The sequence below is a fragment of the Rubrimonas sp. genome, from assembly GCF_036788415.1.
Classification (GTDB): Bacteria; Pseudomonadota; Alphaproteobacteria; order Rhodobacterales; family Rhodobacteraceae; genus Rubrimonas.
Window position 1 is genome coordinate 17816 of the sequence record NZ_DAIQNN010000018.1, and the last position, 19448, is coordinate 37263.

Annotated in this window: 13 protein-coding genes; 7 read left to right on the forward strand and 6 right to left on the reverse strand. The window is 73.7% G+C overall.

Annotated elements, in window-relative coordinates; all coding sequences use genetic code 11:
* Positions 1-1834: proline dehydrogenase family protein (locus V7Q31_RS06845; RefSeq protein ID WP_333832946.1), on the reverse strand; the 1834-nt coding region annotated here is incomplete at its 3' end.
* A gap of 131 nt (positions 1835-1965) precedes the next feature.
* On the opposite strand from V7Q31_RS06845, the gene argE reads away from it, so the two are divergent.
* A complete protein-coding gene (argE, locus tag V7Q31_RS06850) occupies positions 1966-3132 on the forward strand; it encodes an acetylornithine deacetylase (RefSeq protein ID WP_333832947.1) in 1167 nt (388 codons plus the stop codon).
* Between the two features lie 38 nt (positions 3133-3170).
* Here the strand turns inward: argE and V7Q31_RS06855 are convergent, their stop codons facing one another.
* Genes V7Q31_RS06855 through V7Q31_RS06870 form a run of 4 tightly spaced genes read right to left on the reverse strand, consistent with a single transcriptional unit; the run spans position 3171 to position 11846 of the window.
* Complete coding sequence (locus V7Q31_RS06855; protein WP_333832948.1) at positions 3171-4034, reverse strand: branched-chain amino acid aminotransferase; 864 nt, start codon at positions 4032-4034, stop codon at positions 3171-3173.
* Positions 4035-4057: 23 nt separating this feature from the next.
* Positions 4058-8362: a translocation/assembly module TamB domain-containing protein gene (locus tag V7Q31_RS06860; protein ID WP_333832949.1), complete on the reverse strand. Its 4305-nt coding sequence runs from the start codon at positions 8360-8362 to the stop codon at positions 4058-4060.
* The gene (locus tag V7Q31_RS06865; RefSeq protein ID WP_333832950.1) at positions 8362-10209 is read right to left on the reverse strand and encodes an autotransporter assembly complex protein TamA; all 1848 of its coding nucleotides are present in this window, start codon (positions 10207-10209) and stop codon (positions 8362-8364) included. Before V7Q31_RS06865 ends, V7Q31_RS06860 begins: the two co-directional genes overlap by 1 nt.
* 26 nt (positions 10210-10235) lie before the next feature.
* A complete protein-coding gene (locus V7Q31_RS06870; RefSeq protein WP_333832951.1) occupies positions 10236-11846 on the reverse strand; it encodes an ABC transporter substrate-binding protein in 1611 nt (536 codons plus the stop codon).
* Positions 11847-12082: 236 nt separating this feature from the next.
* Here V7Q31_RS06870 and V7Q31_RS06875 point away from each other — a divergent pair, with 236 nt between their 5' ends.
* On the forward strand, positions 12083-13276 hold the full coding sequence (locus V7Q31_RS06875; RefSeq protein WP_333832952.1) for an FIST signal transduction protein: 1194 nt from the start codon (positions 12083-12085) through the stop codon (positions 13274-13276).
* Positions 13277-13280: 4 nt separating this feature from the next.
* On the forward strand, positions 13281-14984 hold the full coding sequence (locus V7Q31_RS06880; protein ID WP_333832953.1) for a sensor histidine kinase: 1704 nt from the start codon (positions 13281-13283) through the stop codon (positions 14982-14984).
* A 9-nt stretch (positions 14985-14993) separates the two neighbouring features.
* Here the strand turns inward: V7Q31_RS06880 and V7Q31_RS06885 are convergent, their stop codons facing one another.
* Positions 14994-15809 (reverse strand): NAD(P)-dependent oxidoreductase, encoded by an 816-nt coding sequence (locus V7Q31_RS06885; RefSeq protein WP_333832954.1) that lies wholly within the window; start codon positions 15807-15809, stop codon positions 14994-14996.
* Between the two features lie 50 nt (positions 15810-15859).
* Between V7Q31_RS06885 and V7Q31_RS06890 the strand changes: the two genes are divergently transcribed.
* From V7Q31_RS06890 to V7Q31_RS06905, 4 genes are all read left to right on the forward strand, one after another.
* A complete protein-coding gene (locus V7Q31_RS06890) occupies positions 15860-17062 on the forward strand; it encodes a class I SAM-dependent methyltransferase (protein WP_333832955.1) in 1203 nt (400 codons plus the stop codon).
* Positions 17059-17895: a heme-dependent oxidative N-demethylase family protein gene (locus tag V7Q31_RS06895; RefSeq protein WP_333832956.1), complete on the forward strand. Its 837-nt coding sequence runs from the start codon at positions 17059-17061 to the stop codon at positions 17893-17895. Before V7Q31_RS06890 ends, V7Q31_RS06895 begins: the two co-directional genes overlap by 4 nt.
* Positions 17896-18303: 408 nt before the next feature.
* Positions 18304-18627: a hypothetical protein gene (locus V7Q31_RS06900; protein WP_333832957.1), complete on the forward strand. Its 324-nt coding sequence runs from the start codon at positions 18304-18306 to the stop codon at positions 18625-18627.
* Between the two features lie 23 nt (positions 18628-18650).
* Entirely contained in the window at positions 18651-19439 is a 789-nt protein-coding gene (locus V7Q31_RS06905) for a DUF4198 domain-containing protein (RefSeq protein ID WP_333832958.1), read from the forward strand.
* The last annotated feature ends 9 nt before the right edge of the window (positions 19440-19448 follow it).

Consider the following 19448-nt stretch of genomic DNA (forward strand, 5'->3'; position numbering starts at 1 on the left):
CCACCGCCGCGCCCACAGCCGCGCCCACAGCCGCGCGCGCCTGCGCGGGCGTCGCTTCGACCACCTCGCCGACATTCCGCCCGGGGTCGGACGGCGCGCGCACGGCCCGCGCGGGGCCGTCGCCGGCGATCCCCTCCGCGAGCATCGGCGCCGCTCGCCAGCTTGTCTCCGCGAAGGCGTCGCGTGCGGCGAGCAGCGGCCCGACATCGGCGGGCTCGTTCAGCGCCGCGCCGCGGGAGTTGACCCGCTCCGGCGCAAACAGCGCAGCAGGAGCGGCGACGGCGGGGTTGGCGACGGCTGCGCCCAGAGCCTCGGTCTCGGCGAAAGGATCGGCCGCGACCGCCTCGGGGCTCACGCGCGGATCGCGGATGCGGTTTACGAAAGAGCTGTTGGCGCCGTTCTCCAGCAGCCGACGCACCAGATAGGCCAGCAGGTCGCGATGCGCGCCGACCGGCGCGTAGATGCGGCAGCGCGCGCCTTCCGCGGCGCGCACGATCTCGTGCAGGCTCTCGCCCATGCCGTGCAGGCGCTGGAACTCGAAGCCCGCGCGGTCCGCGCCCGCCATCGCCAGCACGGCGGCGACGCTGTGGGCGTTGTGCGTGGCGAATTGCGGATAGAGCCGGTCGCGCCGGTCGAGCAGCATCCGCGCGCAGCCGATCCACGCCGCATCGGTCGCGGCCTTTCGGGTGAAGACCGGGAACTCCGCCACGCCCGCCTCCTGCGCGCGCTTGATCTCGGCGTCCCAATAGGCGCCCTTGACGAGCCGGACCATCAGGCGCCGGTAATGGCGTTCGGCCAGCGCGTGCAGATGCGCAATCACCTCCGGCGCGCGCCGCGCATACGCCTGCACGACCACGCCGAAGCCGTCCCAGCCGGCGAGCGCGGGATCGGCCAGCAGCGCCTCGATCACGTCGAGCGACAGCTCTAGCCGGTCCTGCTCCTCGGCGTCGACGTTGAATCCGATCCGCGCCGCCGCCGCCTGCCGCGCCAGCGCCGCGGCGCGCGGAACGAGCGTCTCCATCACCTGCGCGCGATGCGACCATTCATAACGCGAATGCAGCGCCGACAGCTTCACTGACACGCCGGGGCTGTCACGCAGATCGCCCGACGCGGCGGACCCCGCGGCGGCGATGGCCTGCGCGTAGGACTTCACATAGCGCCGCGCGTCGGCGTCGGTCTGCGCCGCCTCGCCGAGCATGTCGTAGGAATGGCGGTAGCCCATGCATTCGCGCGCGCCCGCCTCGCGCATCGCCTCCTCAATGGTCTCGCCGAGCACGAACTGCGCGCCGAGCCGCTTCATCGCCTGCCCGACCGCCCGGCGCACCATCGGCTCGCCGAGGCGGCGGACCAGCCCGCGCAGCGCCGAGGCCGGGCGGGCGGGGTCGTCGTCGAGCACGCGCCCCGTCAGCATCAGCGCCCAGGTCGAGGCGTTCACCAGCGGCGAGGAGGATTTGCCGAGATGGGCGCTCCAGTCGGACGGCTCGATCTTGTCGCGGATCAGCGCGTCGACGCTCGGCGCGTCGGGGGTGCGCAGCAGCGCCTCGGCGAGGCACATCAGACCGACGCCCTCCGCCGTGGACAGCCCGTACTCGCCGAGAAACGCCTCCATCAGCGTCGGCGCCGTCTCCTCGCGGACCCGGGCGACGAGGCGCGCGGCGTCGGCGGCGATGGCGGCGCGGGCCGGCGCGTCGAGACGAGCCTGCGCGACGGCGTCGCGGAGCGCCTGCGCCTCGGCGACCCCGTAGCGGGCGCGGATCGCGGCGCGGCTGTCCGTCGGGTCGATCTCTGGGCGCGGGGCGGGGTCGCGGTGCGGAGCGGTCTGGGCGCTGGTCATGGCGGGGCCTCCGGCTTCGGCCCTCCACTATGCCCTGCCCGCGCGCGGATTTCGACCGTCGCGCAGGCGCGCGCCTTGACGCGGCCCGTCGACGCCGCAGGATGAAGGGCGGGCCTTGGAGAGGGACGGCGATGGGCGACATCTACACGACGCGCGAGATGCTGGCGAAGCTGGTCGCCTTCCCGACCGTCTCGCGCGACACCAACCTTCCGCTGATCCATTTCGCGCGCGACTACCTCGCCGGCCACGGGATCGAGAGCGTGCTGCTGCCGGACCCCTCCGGCGCGCCCAAGGCCAATCTCTACGCCCAGATCGGCCCGGCCGAGCCCGGCGGCGTGATCCTGTCGGGCCATACCGACGTCGTTCCCGTCGACGGCCAGCGCTGGACCTCCGACCCCTTCACCCTCACCGAGCGCGGCGGGCGCCTCTACGGGCGCGGGGCGGCGGACATGAAGGGCTTCGACGCTATCGCGCTGGCGCTGGTCCCCGAGATGCTGCGCGCCGGCCTCAAGCGCCCGATCCAGCTCGCCCTCTCCTTCGACGAAGAACTCGGCTGCACCGGCGCGCCGCCCATGGTCGACGCGATGCGGGCGAACCTTCCGCCCGCCGCGGCGGTGTTCGTCGGAGAGCCGACCTCGATGACGGTGGTCACCCAGCACAAGGGGATGCTGGGGCTGACGACGCGGGTGACCGGCCATGAAGTCCATTCCAGCCTGCTGCACACCGGCGTCTCGGCGGTGATGGTGGCTGCGCGCCTGATCGACTGGCACCGCCAGCGCATGGAGGAGAACGCCGCCGCCGCCGACCCCGACAGCCTGTTCACGCCGCCCTACACGACGCTGCATGTCGGCACGGTGCGTGGCGGGACGGCGAACAACATCACCGCCGGCGAATGCGTGTTCGGCTCGGACATCCGAAATCTTCCGGGCGACGACCCCGAAGCGTGGCGCGCGCGCTACCGCGCCTTCGCCGATGCGCTCGAAGCGGAGATGAAATCGGTAAGCGCAGGCGCGGGGATCGAGATTTCGACGCGGGCCATCTACGGCGGCTGCCGGCGCGAACCCGCCGAGACCGCCGTGGCCGAGGGGATGGCGCGGCGGCTGACCGGCGACAACGCCGAGCACGTCGTCTCCTACGGCACCGAAGCCGGGCATTTCCAGGACCGCGGATATTCGGTCTGCGTGGTGGGGCCGGGCTCGATCGAGCAGGCGCACCAGCCCGACGAGTTCATCGAGATCGCGCAGCTTGAGGCGGGCGAGGCCTTCGTGCGGCGGCTGATGGCGCAGCTTGCGGCGTAGGCGGCGGGGACCGGTCGGTCCGGCCCGCCCGCCCAGCGTCACCGATGCGCGAACTCCCAATAGAGCGCGCGGGCCCGCTCGAAGACCGGGCCGGGCTGAAGCGCCCGGTCGTCGAACCCGACGACCGGCAGGACTTTCGCGAGGTTGCCGGTCGAGAAGATCTCGTCCGCCGCCCGGAAATCCTCCACCCGCAGCGTCCGCTCCTCCACCCGCAGCCCCGCGCCCCGCAGCAGCGCGACGACCCTCTGCCGCGTCACGCCGTTCAAGAAGCTCCCGTTGGGGACCGGCGTCGCCACGACCCCGTCGCGGACCATGAACACGTTGGCGGTCGCGAGTTCCGCCACATTGCCGAGCGCGTCGCAGACCAACGCGTTGTCGAAGCCCTTCTCGGCGGCTTCGCGCAGCATCCGCCCGTTGTTGGGGTAGAGGCAGGCGGCCTTGGCGTTGACCGGCATGCAGTCGAGCGTTGGCCGACGGAAGCGCGTCGTGGTGACGGTGAAGCCGGTCGGCGCCGGCATCGGCGCCTCCCAGACGCACATGTGAAACCGCGTGCTTTCGGGGTCGGGCAGCACCGCGCGCGCGTCGCCGCGCTCGGCCCAGTAGGTCGGGCGGATGTAGAGAGCGGCGCCGGAAGGGAATTTCGCCACCCCCTCGCGCGCGATCTCGACGATCTCCCCGGCGCGCAGGATCGGCTTCAGCCCCAGCGCGACGGCGCTGTCGTTGACGCGCGCGCAATGGCGGTCGAGGTCGGGCGTCACGCCCTCGAAGGCGCGCGCGCCGTCGAACACCACCGAGGCGAGCCATGTCGCATGGCTGCGCGCGGTGAACACCGGCGCGTCGCCTTCGATCCAGCGGTCGTCGAGATACGTCCAGGTGTCGGCGCGCGGCGCGGGGGCGGTCATCGGGGACTCCTTCTCGGCGAGGCTCAGAAATCGCGGCGCCAGTTGATGCCGACGTCCGGGCCGCCCTCCTGACCGAACTCGCTGTCGGCGGTCACGTTGTCGAACAGCTCGATCTCGACTTTCACCGAGGCGTTGCCGGCGCCGAGCGGCTGCTTGACGCCCACGAACACCCCCGGCGCGACGTTCTGCCCGGCGGTGACCGAAGCTGTGTCGCTTTCGGGATCGCCCTCGATGCGCAGCACGTCGAGACCGGCGGTGGCGCGAAGACTGTCGAGCACGCCGCCCGAGCCGTCGAGCAGGGTCGCGACGCCAAGCGCGAGCTGCAACCCCTCGGTCGGGGTGAGCGATTGCTTCGAACGGCCGAACAGAACGCGCGGCAGGACTTCCTCCTGCGGCAGGGACGGCGTGGACTGGAAAGTGATTTCCGGGTCCGAGGCGACGCCGCCCACGAAGATGCCGCCGCGCACGCCGTTGGCCTCGCGGGTGATGGCGATGTCGAGCAGCGGGTCGATGGGCGTCCCCCCGGTGAAGCGGATTTCGCCGCGCTCCAGTTCGAAGGGGAAGCCGACGAGGCTCAGGAAGCCGCGGATGCGCTCGACCTTCCCCGTGACGACCGGTTCCGCCGCGTCGCCGGCCACGCGGATGTCGGCGCGCCATTCGCTGTCGAGGCCGCGCCCCCGCACGAAGATCTCGTCCGGCGCCGAGATGGCGATGTCGAGGCCGATGGCGCCGCCTGCGGGGTCAGAAGGCTCCGGCTCGGGCGCGCCCTTGATCCGCACCTCGCCCAGATCGGGGACGCTGGGCGGGTTGGCGTTGACGAGGCGGATCTCGGCGCGGTCGATCCCGACGGTTCCCGCGATGTCGGGGCCTGCGAGCGGGCCGTTCGCCGTGAGGTCGGCGGTGACCTGCACGGTCGCGTCGTCGCGCCGCACCAGCACGGCCTGACGCGACGCGATGGTCGCTTCGAGCGCGCCGCGATCGATGCTGGCCTGCGCGGTCACGGTCCCCGAGGCCGCATCGTCGCCGCGCAGGTCGATCTCGAAGGCCCCGCTTTCGTCGAGCGCCCCGTCGGCTTCGAGATTGGTCAGGATCGTGCCGATTTCGAGATTCTCGTAGCGGCCGTTGCGCAGGGCCAGCGTCCCGCCGACGCGCGGGGCCGCCAGCGCGCCGGAAAAGCGCAGGTCGAGCGCGAGGTCGCCGTCCACCACATTGTCCGAAGTCGGCACCAGCGCCCAGAACTCGCCGATGCGCCCGCGCCAGCGCAGCGACCCTTCCGCCCCCGCCCCCGCGGGCTGCGCGGGCGCCAACCCGCCGGTCGGGCGCAGCGGCGTCGCGAAATCGGCGGTCAGGGGTTCGGCGAAGGGGCCGCGCAGCTCGGCGTCGGCGCTCAGGCGCGACCCGTTCCAGCGGACGCGCGCGTCGAGATCGAGATCGCCCTCGTCGAATTCGACACCCGCGAAGGCGAGGTTGCGCAGCGCGAGCGCCGCTTGCGCGCCGGGGCTGGCGGCGCGCGTGTCGAAGCGCGCCGTTCCGTCCACGATCCCGCTCGCCTCCGGCGCGCCCGCCAGCCGCAGGAGCGGCGCGAGATCGTCGAGCGCCAGCGCCAGATCGCCACGCATGCCCCCGTCGCCCAGCGCCGCGGAGCCGGTCAGCGCCCCGCCGGGCAGGGCGAGGTCGAGATCGTCCAGCGCGGTCTCGGCGCCGAGCGTCAGGCGGGCGGGGCGGCGCAACCGCGCCTCCGCCTCGCCCGCGCGCAGATCGAAGGCGCGGATGGTCGCGGCCACGGCTTCGGCGTTCCTCGCATCCACGGTCGCGGCGGCGTCGAGCGCCAGCGGCGCGTCGGCCTTCAGCCCCGCGACCCCCTCGGTCAGCGCGCCCTGCGCCGAGGCGGCGAGCGCCAGCGCGTCGAGCCCGCCTTTGGCGGTCAGCCGGACGGCGTCGATCCGCGCCGGGCCCGCCTGCGTCGCGCCGACGCGCGCCGTCGCGTCGATGCGCGGGGCGTCGGACAGCGGCGCCTCCACCCGCGCGTCCACCGTCGCAGCCCCGAGCCGCAGATCGCCCGCCCGCACCGGCGCCGCCTTGAGCGCTGCGACCAGCGCCTGCGCGTCGAGCGTCGCGTCGAGATCGACGCGGGCCGTGCGCGCGCCGCCGGCCGCGACATCCTCGGCGAAGCCGGTCAGCCGGCCTTCGGGCGCGTCCGGAAAGCCGCGCCCCTCGCCGTCCAGCCGCAGCGCCGCGACCGCCAGATCGGCGGAGCTCAAACCTCTCGCGGCGATGGTCCCCTGCGCCGAGGCCGCGCCGAAGACATCGCGGGCCGCGACGTCGATGTCGGCGGAGTCGAGCCGCAGCCCGAAACCATCCAGCGCGCGCGCCTCACCCGTCGCCGCCGCGTTCTGCGCGCCATCCTCGACCGAAAGCGTCACGTCGAGATCGGCGGCGCCGCTCAACTCCACGCCCAGCCGCTCGGCGGCCTGCGCGGCGTCGCCGAGGGTCGCCGTGAAGCGTCCCTCGGCCAGCATCGCGTCGAGCTGGAGCGCCAGATCGCCCGCCGCGTCGACCCCCAGCGCCTCCGCCTCGAAATCGCTGACTGTCAGCAGCTGGTCGGCGAGCCGGAAATCGGTCTCGATCCGCGCAGGGCCGTAGGGCGATCCCTCGGCGGTCAGCGCGAGATTTCCTTCTGGCGCCGCCCCGAGCGTCGCGTCGTGGCGCAGCGCGACGCTCCCGTAGCTCTGGCCCTCATAAGCGAGCCCATCGAGCCGCGCCTCGCCCGTCAGACGCGGCGCCGAGAGCGCGCCCTCGGCGCCGCCCTGCGCCGCCAGCGCGCCGTCAGCCGCGATCTCGTAGGCGGCGGCGACCGGGGCGAGGTTCGGCAAGGCGAGGTCGTAGCGCAGCGACGCCGCGTCGGCGCCGAGATCGGCCCGTCCCTCGGCCTGCGCGCGCAGCAGCGGCGAGGCGACGGTCAGCGCGTCGAGCGTCAGAACCTGATCCTCGAAGGCGCCGCGCACCGCCAGCGTCGTCTCGCCCATCGTCTCGGGCCCGATACGGTCGAGCCGCACGCCGCGCGCCAGCCCGTCGAGATCGGCCTCGAACCGCCCCCCAGCCGCCCGCAGGACGGCGTCGAGCCGCGCCTCGGCGACATCCGCCGGGGCCGTCGCCAGCCCGTCGAGCGACAGCCGGCCCGTCGCGCGCAGATCGACGAGCGTTCCCTCCGCGTCGCCCTCGAAGCCGACGCGCGCGAATTCGACCCCCGGCGCGAGCGCGGCGAGGCCGGAGCGGCCCTCCAGCCGAATGGCGAAGTCCAGCGCTCCGGTCTCGCGGACGAAGGTCCCTTCGGCGTCGAGGTCGAGTTCGGGCGCCCGCAGCGCGCCCTCCTCGATTCGGATCACCCCGTCGGCGCCTTCGGAGGCGCGGGCGACCAGCGTCGCCTGCGGGGCGAGCAGGGCGGCGACGTCGGGCGGCAAAGCGGGGCCGGGCTCGGCGACGATCTCGGCGGTCAGCGCGAAGGGCGGGCCGAGATCGATCGCGCCCTGCCCGCGCGCGGCGAAGACCTGTTCGGCCTCGGCGTCGAAGCGCATCGCCCAGTCGCTCAGCGGGCCGTCGGCCTCCAGCGTCAGCCGCGACGCGCTGTCGGGCGGGAACCCCGCCAGCTCGGCGACGACGCCGCCCGCCGCTTCGTCCGCCGTCAGGTTCAGCCGCAGGGTATTGGCCGAGAAGTCGCGCAGATAGTCGAGCGCGATGGTCCCCGCCACCGCGTCGGTGCGGCGCAGATCGAGGCGCGCGGCCTGCTCCGAACCCTCGTCCCTCGCCGCACCCTCGGCGTCGAAGGCGAGGCCCTGCGCGGCGAGCACGCCCGGCGCGATCTGCACGCCCGTCAGCCGCAGCGCGTCCACCCGCGTGGCGAGAGGCGCGCGCGGCCAGGCGAAGGAGAAGCCGCCGCCCTCCTCCTCCTCCGGCGCGTCCGCCGGCGCGGGGGCCGAGACCGGTCGGCGCAGCACCCGCACGCCCCGCGCCGCGAGCTCGTTGATCTCGAGCTCGCCCAGCAGCAGCCGCCGCGCGCTCCAGCGCAGCGAGGCGCCGTCGATCTCCAGCCACGCCCCCTGCCCGTCCGAGACGCGCACATCCACCAGCTCCGTCCGCCCGTCCTCGTTCTCGGTGAGCCGGCCTGCGGTGATCGAGAACCCGTCGGGCGTGCTGAGCCGCGCCAGCGCGAACTGGATCAGAGAGTTCTGGACGCCGAGCAGCGAGATCTGCGCAGGCGCGGGCGCAGGCGGAAAGGCCGCGAGCGGGGCGGCGAGCGCGAGGACGGCGAGGGTGCGGCGCGCGCTCATCAGAAGGCCTGCCCGATCGAGAGGTAGATCTGGAAGTCGTCGTCGCTGTCGCGCGGGTTCAGCGGCACGCCGACGTCGACGCGCACCGGCCCGATGGGCGAGAAATAGCGCAAACCGCCCCCCGCCGCATATTGCACGTCCTCCTCGAAGGTGGGCCATGCGTCCTCGCCGACGAGCCCGGCCTCGGCGAAGACCGCGAGCCCGAAATCGCCGGCCACCCGCGCCCGCAGCTCCGCGCCCGCCTCCAGCGCCGACAGCCCGCCGATCGGATCGCCGTCCGCGTCGAGCGGGCCGATGGAGCGCTCTGCGTAGCCGCGCACCGAGCCGCCGCCGCCCGAGAACAGCCGCCAGTTGGCGGGCACGTCGTCGACCTCGTCGTTGATGATCGAGCCGATCCGCCCGCGCGCGGCGAAGACGTAGCGCCGCTCATCGTCCAGCGCCAGATAGGCCGAGCCCACCGCGTTGATCCGTGTGAAGAGCGGCGTGTCTCCGTTGTCCTCGATCCCGATGAACGGGATCGTCTCGACGCGCAGCCGCGCGCCCTCGGTCGGGTTCAGCAGATCGTCGGTGTTCTCGTAGGTCGCCGACACCGGCAGGCCGAGCAGGAAGAAGTCGCGAAAGCCCTCTCCGTCGTCGACCGAAGACACCTCCGCGAGCCCGCCCGCCCCGATCACCCACCAGCGCGAGACGCGCCGCTCGAGCCCCGCCGTCAGCGTGCCGGCGTATTCCTCGAAGGCGTCGTCGTCGGTGTGGCGCAGATTGAGCCCCGAGACGAAATCCTGCTGGTCGCGCAGATATTGCGGGACGCGGTAGCGCGCCTCCAGCGCCTGCTCGTCGCGCCCGGCGTCGGCCTGAAGCCGCAGCGTCTCGTTCGAGCCGAACAGGTTGCGATGGGTGAACGAGCCGCGCACCGAGGGCCCCAGATCGGTCGACCAGCGGGCGCCGGCGGTCACCGTGCGGAACGGCGCTTCCTCGACGCGCACCACCACCGGCGCCGCCGGGCCTTCGGGCGGGGTTTCGGGCGCTGCGACCGAGACGAAGCCGAACAGGTTGGTGTCGTTGAGCGCGCGCTGGTAGTCGCGCACGCGGCGCTGGTCCCAGGGCGCGCCGGGCGTCCAGCGCGCATAGGTCTCGAGATACTCCGCCTCGACCGCCTCCAGACCCTCGAAGACCGGATCGCCGAAGACGAAAGGCGCGCCGGAGGAGATGGCGGTCTCTACTTCGACGGTGGCCGCCTCCGGGTCGGCCAGCGCGTCGCGCCCGAGCAGCCGCGCATAGGGCCGGCCGGTCGCGAGCAGCTTCGCCACCGCCGCGCCCTCCGCGTCGAGGATCGGCCCGGCGCGCGCCACGTCGCCCACCGGCGAGCCGAGCGCGGCGGCGTCGAGCGGCGCCGGCGGCGTCCCGCCATCCTCCAGCACCTGAAAGCCGTGCGAGGCGAGGATGTAGGGCCTGCCCGGCGCGAGCGCGAAGCGGGCCAGCGCGCGGGGCGGGCCGTCGCCCTCGGAGGGAAGCTCCTCCACCGCGATCTCGGCGGCGCTCTCGAAATAGCCGAAGGAGCGCAGGATGCGCTGCGCCGTGGGCGCGTCGTCCAGCGCGCGACGGCGTAGAAAGGCGCGGGAGGGCGCGCCGTCCTCCTGACGGCGGAACAGCTCGAGCGACGCGCGCATGAGCGCGTCGATCTCCTCGGTCGGGGCGCCGGTCAGCTCCACCTCGTAGTCGAGCGCCGTCTCGGGCCGCTCGAACTGCAATCCCGCCCCCGCCTCGTCGCGCGCGCAGGCGCCGACCGACAGCGCGAGCGCGAGCGCCGCGCCCGCCCGCAACAGGGCGCGCGAAAGGGCCCGGCGCATCGCTCAGCGCTCCGCGTCGCCTGCGCTCACGCCTTGAACCACCAGCGCTGGAAGGAGCGCGCGCCGTCGAGCTCCCAGTTGCCGGCCATCTTCTCGGGATGGCCGATCCGGCTGGAGAACACGTTGACGCGATTGCGGAAATACGGGATCACCGTCGCGCCGTCGTCATGGACGAGCTGCTGCATCTCCGCATACATCGCCGCGCGCTTCCCCTCGTCGGTCTCGGGCTTGGCCAGCAGGAGAAGCTCGTTGAAGCGGGCGTTCTCCCAGCGGCTCTCGTTCCAGGGCGCGCCGGCGCGATAGGCGAGCGAGAACATCACGTCGGGCGTCGGGCGCGCGCCCCACTCCACGACGCAGAAGGGCTTCTTCAGCCAGACGTCCGACCAGTAGCCGTCGATCGGCTCGCGCACGACTTCGATGTCGATCCCCGCCTTCGCCGCCTGCTCGCGATAGAGCACGGCGAGATCGACCGCCCCGGTGAACACCACATCCGAGACGTGCAGCCTGACCGACAGCCCCTCGGCGCCGGCCTTCCTCAGATGGAAGCTCGCGCGCTCGGGGTCGTAGGGGCGCTGCGGGATCGGGTGGTGGAAAGGCAGCGTCGGCGCGATGGGGGTGTCGTTGCCGAGCGAGCCGCGGCCGAACACGATCTTGTCGACGATCTCCTGCCGGTCGATGGCGTATTTCAGCGCCAGCCGCACGTCGAGATTGTCGAACGGCGCGGTGTCGGCGAACATCGGCAGCGTGGTGTGGGCGCCCGAGGCGACCTCGACCACCGAGACGCCGGGATTGCGCGCCATCAGGGCCAGCGTCTTGGCGTCGGCCTCCGAGATCGCGTCCACATCCCCGGTCAGCAGCGCCGACTGCCGGGCGTTGGCGTCGTTGAGCGCGATCAGCTCCAGCGCCTCGAACCACGCGCCCTCGCGATGCCAGCCGTCATGGCGCGCGAGGCTCGTTCCCACGCCGGGCTCGTGGCGCAGGATGCGGTAGGGGCCGGTGCCGTCGCCGCCCTCCCAGTCCACATTCCCCGCCTCGTCGGCGGGGCCGATGACGAGGTGATAATCGGAAAGCAGATAGGGCAGGTCGGCGTTGCCGACGCTCAGCGCGATCACGATGGCGCTGTCGCCGTCGGCGCGGATGTCCTCGATCTCGGCCATGAGCGCCTTCGCCGCCGAGGCGCTGTCCTCGGCGCGATGATAGTCGAGCGACGCGATCACGTCCCGCACGCGCAGCGGCTTGCCGGAATGGAACGTCGCGCCCTGCGCGATCTCGAAGCGCCACTCCCGCGCGCCGGACGAGGCCTCCCAGGCGGTGGCGAGGTCGGGAACCGCCCTGCCGTCGGGCGCGATCTCGGTCAGATAGGAGCGGAAGGCGTGGTTGAGCTGGATCATGTAGACGCTGTCGGTCGTCCCCGGATCGAGGCTGTCGCCGGTGTTGGCGTTGTGCAGCCCGACCCGGAAAGTCCCTCCGCGCTGGGGCGTCTGGGCCGCGACCTTCGAGCCCCAGAGCGCCGACGCGCCGGCGACGGACGCGCCGGCGAACAGCGCGCCCTCCATGAAGCCGCGGCGGCTGACGCGGCCTGCGCGCGCGCCGGCGGCGAGCGCCTCGATCAGCGCGTCGGTGGTGGATCGGGTCATCGCAGCCTCCCATTCGGCGCGCTTCGCGGGGCCGCGGCCCGGCCCGCCTCGCGCTTCGCGGGCGCACCTTAACCACCCGGCGGGCGCATTTCCACAGGACCCGGGGCCGGCGGTCGGCGACCGCGGGCGGAAGGGACGCGGCCGGACCGGCCTATGGTCGCGCGCGCGCGCAACGATTTCTTAGCCTCGCGCGCGCACTCCCTGAGCGCCGGGAACGGAAATGCGGAGAACTGGTCATGCGGATGGCGCAGGCGATTGCGGCGGGCGACGACACGGGCGCGGCGCTCAGGGGGCTCGATTCGGCGCTGGCGGCGGCGCTCGGCGATCTCGGGGGGCCGCCGTCGCTCGCGATCTGCCTGTTCGGCGCGCGGCACGACGCGGCGGCGATCCGGGCGCATCTGCGTGCCGCCCTGCCCGGGACGCCCTTCATCGGCGGAACCTCCTGCGGCGGCGCGTTGATCGCGGGCCGCGCGCCGACGCCGGGCGATGTCGGCCTGCTGCTGTTTCACGACCCTCAGGGCGATTTCGGCGTCGGCGCGGCGGAGCTCGGCGACGATCCCGCGCAGGCCGCGGCCGAGGCGCTCGAGCGCGCGCGCGACGCCTGCGGCTGTTCAGGCGAGCTGCCGGCGGCGATCTGGGTCTATCAGCCGCCCGGCCTCGAGGAGCGCGTGCTGGAGGGGCTGCGGCGGCTGGTCGGCGACCGCTGCCCCATCGTCGGAGGCTCGGCGGCGGACGACGACGTGAGCGGGGCGTGGCGCGAGATCGCCTCGAGCGGCCCGGAAGCCGGGGGGCCGGCGGTGGTGCTGGCGGCGTTCTACCCCTCGAAGCCGGTCGTCGCCGTATTTCAGAGCGGCTATGCGCCGAGCGCGCATTCCGGCGTGGTCACCGCCTCAGAAGGCCGGCGGATCGTGGCCATCGACGGGCGACCGGCCGCGCAGGTCTATGACGGCTGGCGCGACGGCGCGCTGGCGCATCGGCTGCCGGGCGGCGGCGTGCTGGCGGAGACCTCGCTCGCGCCCCTCGGGATCGCCGTGCGCGACGTCGAGGGCGTGGCGCAGCATCGGCTGATCCACCCGGCTGCCTTCACCGGCGACGGCGCCATCGACACTTTCGCCGAAGTGCCTGAGGGCGCGCTGGTGACCATGATGGAGGGCGGCGTCGAGCCGCTCGCCCGCCGCGCCGGACGCGCCCTGTCGGACGCGGTCGCGACGCTGCCCGACCCGAACGCCTTCGCCGGCGCGCTGATGATCTATTGCGGCGGCTGCAAGATGGCGATCGGCGACCGCATCGATCTGCTGACCGCCGATGTGGCGCAGGCCGCGGGCGGCCGCCCGGTGCTCGGCGCCTTCACCTTCGGCGAACAGGGTCCGCTCGCGGGGGTCTGCGCGCATGGCAATCTGATGGTCTCCGCGCTCGCCTTCGGAGCCTGAGGCGATGGACGCCGCCGCCCCCGCCGGCCCACAGACCCTCGAGGACGCGCGCGAGGCGCTGTTCCGGCTGGAGCGGCGCGCCGCCATGCTGCAAGGCCGCGTCGAGCGCCTCGAATCGCTCGACACCGCGTTGCGGGCCGCGCTGTCCGCCGATCTCGGCGCCCAGAGCGACAACGCGCTGTTCCTCAACCTGATCGAACCCGCCCGCGCCATGCTGCGCTTCGACCATGCGCTGGCGCTCAAGGCCGACGAATTCAGCCGCCTGCGCGTCGAGGCCTCGACCGCGCCGGCGCTGCTCGGCGTCGCGCTGCATCCCGGCAAGGTCGCGGGCAAGGCGCTGGGCGGGCGGGCCCTCGCCGTCGAGGCGGGGCGGCTGCTGGATTTTGCGGCGCCCGGCGCGCCGCATCTGTTCGGCCCCGACGCCCCGGCGCTCGCGGCCCCCTTCACGCAGGGCGGCGCGCCGGGCCTCGCGCTGTTCCTGCGCGACGAGGACGCGCCGGGCTTCGACCGCGCCGACATCGAAATCGCCGCCCAGCTCGCGCTGCTGGCGGCGCAGACGCTGACGCTGCAATCGGCGGCGCGCGCGGCATCGGCGCGCGGGCGGCTGCTCTGCGCGATGAGCCATGAGCTGCGCACGCCGCTCAACGGCATGATCGGGATGGCGGCGCTGCTCGACCGCGACGCGCTGACCGACCGCCAGCGCGAAGGCGTGCGGGTGATCCGCGCCGAGGCGGCGGGGCTGCTTGGCTCGATCGAGCGCATCCTCGACTACGTCCAGCTCGAAAGCGGCGACGCGGCGCTCGACCGCGCGCCGTTCGGCCTGCTCGCCGTCGCCCGCGAGATCGCCGCCCGCCACGCCCCCGCCGCCCACGCCAAGGGGTTGACGCTGACGCTGTCCTACGACCCGTTCCTGCCCTACCGCGTGCTCGGCGACGCCGCGCGGCTGCGCGCCGCCATCGACGGGCTGGTCGAGAACGCGATCCGCTTCGCGCCCGCCGGCGACGTGCGCCTCAGCGTCGAAGGGGCGGACAGCGAGGGCCGCATCTGGGCGCAGATCGCGGTGACCGACGAGGGGCCGGGCGTGGCCGAGGAGGATCGCGAGGCGATCTTCGAGCCCTTCGAGCAGGGGCGCGCGGCGATGGGCCTGCGCAAGGGCGGCGTCGGCATGGGGCTCGCCATGGCGCGTCTCGTCGCGCGGCAGTGCGGCGGCGGGCTCGGGCTGTCGCAGGGGCCGGACGGGCGCGGCGCCTGCTTCACCTTCGCCGCGCCATTCGAGATCGACGCCGAGGCCGACGCGCCGCCCGGGCCGCAGGCGCTGGCGGGGCTCGGCGTCGGCGTGATCTGCCCGGGGCCCGGCGCGCGCCTCGCGCTCGCGTCGCGGCTTAAGGCATGGGGGGCGCGCGCCGCCGTCTGGAGCGCGCCGCCCCCGCTATCGGCGCTGCGCGACGCCTGCGGCGACCGCGTCGTCGCGCTCGCCGCGCCGGCGCATGCGGCGCGCGCGCAGGCGCAATGGCGCCGCGAGGCCGTGGCGGCGCAGATCGCGCCGCCGGCGGTCCTCATCCTCGATCCGCTGGCGAAGCTGATCGAGCAGGGCGGCGGCGGGGCGCTGTCGCCCTTCGAAGGGCGGCGGGCTTTCGTCGGCGCGCTGCGCGCCGCCCTGCCCGAAGCGCCCGCCGCCGATGCGCGCGCTCCCGCGGCGCGCGGCTGAGCCGACCGCTCAGTCGAGGGGCGCGAGGCCCTTCAACCCCGCCTGAAGCGCCGCGCCGAACGGGTCGCCTTCGTCCTGCGCCGCGTCGAGCGCGGCGGCGACGTCCTTGACCAGAAGACCGATGGAGTTGTCCGGCGCGAAGCCGTCGCGCGCGAACTCGATGCGGTCGAAATTCGAGCCGAACCAGGTCTGGCCCGAACTGTCCTCCATCAGCGCGAGCAGCCGGTCGCGATCCACCCCCAGCGCGTCGGCCCAGCCGAGGCTGCGGCGGGTGGCGAGCGTCGCGCAGGCGGCGACGAAATTGTTGAGAACCTTGGCGGTCATCCCGGCGCCGAACGGCCCCATCCGATGGCTCGCCCGCCCCATCGCGTCGAACAGCTCGGCGAGGCGGTCGAGATCCGCCTCCGCGCCGCCCAGCATGAAGGACAGCCGGGCCTCCTCGGCGGCGACCTGCGCGCCCGACATCGGCGCGTCGACGAGCGCGAGCCCGCGGGCGCGCGCGGGCAACCCGGCCAGCCAGCGCGGCGAGACGGTGGAGCAGACGACCAGCGTGCGGATCGCGCAGCCGGGCGCGCGCAGCAGCGCCTGATCGTCGAACAGCAGCGCCTCGGTCTGGGCGACGTCGCGCACCACGGAGAGAACAGTCTCGCAGCGGCGCGCGAACGCGGCGGGGTCGGCGATCATGCGGGGCGCGAACTCGCCGAAGTCGGCGGCGGGCCGGATGTCGAAGCCCCAGACCTCGACGCCCGCCCGCGCCAACGCCCGCGCCATCGGCAGGCCCATCCGCCCGCAGCCCGCGACGCCGACAGTCCCCGGAAAGCCCATCGCCCTCTCCCCCGCTTGACGCGCCGCAGCGCAACGCGGACATCTCCCGCATGGACCCCGTCGCCGCGCAATACGAAGCCTATCCCTATCCCGAACGCGACCCGGCGGACGAGGCGAAACGGCTCGTCCGCGGCTCGCCCTCGGACCCCGCCGAGATCGACCACTACCTGTTCGGCGGCCTTCGCGACTGGTCGCAGCCCTTCCGCGCGCTGGTCGCGGGCGGGGGGACGGGCGACGGGGCGATCATGCTGGCGCAGCTTCTGGCCGACGCGAAATGCCCGGCGGAGGTCGTGCATCTCGACCGCTCGCAGGCCGCGCGCCGGATCGCCGAGGCGCGGGCGGCGGCGCGGGGGCTCGGCAATCTGCGCTTCGTGACCGCCGATCTGGCCGAGGCCCCGGCGCTCGGCCCCTTCGACTATGTCGATTGCTGCGGCGTGCTGCACCACCTGCCCGACCCTCAGGCGGGCTTCGACGCGCTGGCGCAGGCCATCGCGCCGGGCGGCGGCATGGGCGCGATGGTCTATGCGCCGTACGGGCGGACCGGCGTCTATCCGCTGCAACATGCGCTCGCGGCGCTGACCGAGGGGATGGCGCCGGCGGAGAAAGTCGAGGCGGCCAAGGCGGTTCTGGCCGCCCTGCCGGCCTCCAACTGGTTCGCCCGCAACGACCTGCTCGCCGATCACCGCCAGTCCGACGCCGCGCTCTACGACCTGCTGCTCCACGCCCGCGACACGCCCTTCACGTCGGACGAGGTCATGGCGGCGGTCGCCGCCGCGGGACTCGACTTCGTCTCCTTCGTCGAGCCCGCCCGCTACGACCCCGCCACCTGGGCGCCGCCCGAGCTCGCCGCGCGGGCGGCGGCGCTGCCGGCCCCCGCGCGGGCCGCGCTGGCCGAGAAGCTCGCCGGCGGCATCCGCACGCATGTCTTTTACGCCGGCAAGGGCGCCCCCGGCCTCGCAAAGATCGGCCCCGCCCTGCGCCCGCGCCTGCGCGGCGGCGCGACGGCGGCGGCGCTCGCGGCGGCGGCGGCGCAGGGCAGGGCGATCAACGCCGTCGCCGACGGGGCGAAGCGGCGCGCCGCCCTGCCCCGCTCCGCCGCGCCGATCCTGAAGCTGATGGACGGGCGGCGCCGGCTGGGCGAGATCGCGCAGACCCTTGGCCGCGACTGGATCGCCTTCGCCGCCGACTACGGTCCGCTGCACCGGACGCTGACCGGCCACGGCCTGCTTCTCTGTTCCGAGGTCTTCGCATGAGCGCGCCCTACACGCCCTTCATGGACCCCCGCACCGCCCGCCCGCCGGGGGTCGGCCCGCTCGACCGCGCCGCATGGCTCTGCGTCGACGACGATTTCGCCGCGCAGATGGCCGAGCGCGACGCGCTGTTCGAAGCCCCCGACGACGACGTCGCCTGCGCGCTGCCCGAAGGCGAGGCGCCGACGGCGGAGCTTCTCGCCCTGCTGCTCGACTGGACCGCGCGCGACGGGCGCTGGCGGCGCGAGGGCGGCGCCGTCATCCGTCCCGACAGCGTCGCCGTTCCGCTCGACGCGTCCCCCCTGACCGTGATCGGGCGCCTGATGCAGGAGGACGCGCTGCTGCTGATCCCCGGCGAGCCGGAATATCTGCTGGTCGCCGGGACGCTCTGCTTCCCGCAGCGCTGGGCGCTGTCGGAGAAGCTGGGACGGCCTCTCACGGACGTGCATCGCCCGGTGCCGGGCTATCCCGAGACGCTCGCGGCGCGAATCAACCGGATGTTCGCGGCGCTGCGCGTCGAGGCGCCGCTCATGCGGATCAACTGGCTGGTCCATCCGACCGACACGCTGCGGATCGTACAGCGCGAGGCCCAGAAGGGCCCGCCGCCGGATCCCGGGCGCGGCTGGCACCTGCGCACCGAGCGGCAATGCCTGCTGCGCCTGCCGCAGACCCGCGCCGTCGTCTTCACGATCAAGACGACCGTGACGCATGTGGACAGGCTCAGCGCCGAGCACCGGGCAGGGCTGCGCGACGCGCTCGCGGGTTGGGGGCCGGGCGAGATCGCCCACCGCGGCGGCGTCCCGATCTGGCGCGCGGCGCTGGACGCGCTCGCCTGAGGGCGCGGTCGAACGCGCGACCGCCCGCGCGGCGAGGGCGGGCGGTTCGGCCCGCCGGGGCGATGTCCGCCGCTTCGTCGCGCCATGGTCGCCCGCGTTCATCGCTTTCCGGATCGGGCGGTCCTCAGGCGCGAAGCGCTGTGGCGCGACGAGCGACGTGCAGAACGCATCAGCGGAGCCGCCGGCGCGCCCAGGCGCAGCGGCTGCGGCTCTGGCGATCTCGCAGCAGTCCAAATTGATCCCGATCATTTTGCTCAGGCTCTGGCGCAGCTATAAGGACAGAGATCCGAGCGTTTCGCTCGGAAATTGGAAGTCGGCATCCCTTTCGCGCCAGGCCGTCGCTCGGTCGAGACCCAGCGAAGCGAAGATCAGGGGGCCGCTCCGGTGCTGATGAAGGAGACACGCGACATGACTCGTTCCCTGAAGGCGGGGATCGCCTTCGCCGCGGCGCTTGCGTTCGGCCTGCCTGGCGGCGCCCTGGCCCACACCCCCGTCTGCGCCTGCTACGACAATGGCGACGGCTCCGTTCTGTGCGAGGGCGGCTTCTCCGACGGCGCCACAGCGGCCGGCGTTGCGATGCTGGTGCGCGACGCCGGCGGCGCGACGCTGATCGCAGGCGCGATCGACGCGAACGGCGAATTCGAGTTCGAGAAGCCGGACGGTTTCGCGGACGTGCTGTTCGACGGCGGCGAAGGGCATCAGATCGTGATCCCCGCCGCGCAGATCTACTGAACCGACGCACAGGAGCGAGTCCCATGAAACCGATCTTCGCCGCAGCCGCCGCCGCATCTCTTGCGCTCGCGACGCCCGCCGCCGCGCATTTCCAGCTGATCTACAACCCCGAGGCCAACCCGGCCGCGCCCGGCGAGTTGCCGCTGAAGCTGATCTTCTGGCACCCGTTCGACAACGGCCATGTCATGGACATGGCGACGCCGGAGGAGTTCTTCGTCGTCTTCAAGGGCGAGAAGACCGATCTCGCGCCCAGCCTGAAGCCGATCGTCTTCAAGGGCGCCGACAACGAGGCCGCCGCCTTCGAGGCCGCGCTGCCGGTGCGGCGCAACGGGGATTACATCGTCGCGCTGGTCCCCGCGCCCTATTACGAGGCTGGCGAGGACATCTACATCCAGCAGATCGCCAAGGTCTTCTTCAACAAGGGCGGCATTCCGACCGGCTGGAGCGAGCCGCTCGGGCTGAAGACCGAGTTCGTCCCGCTCAACAAGCCGACCAACGTGATCGCGGGGTCGAGCTTCTCGGCGCAGCTGCTCTCGAACGGCGCGCCCCTGCCCGGCGCGGAAATCGAGATCGAATACATGGCGGCGGAGCCCGACATGGCGGCGAATGCGCCCGGCCCCGTCACCGCCGCGCCGCCGCCGGGGGGCGCGATCGTCGCGATCACCGACCCGAACGGCGTGTTCACCTTCGCGATCCCGAAGCCGGGCTTCTGGGGGTTCGCCGCGCTCGGCTCGGGGCCGGACGCCGAGCACGAGGGCAAGGAGCTGAGCCAGGACGCCGTGATCTGGGTGCGCGCCTACGCGATGGAGTGAGCGCGCGCC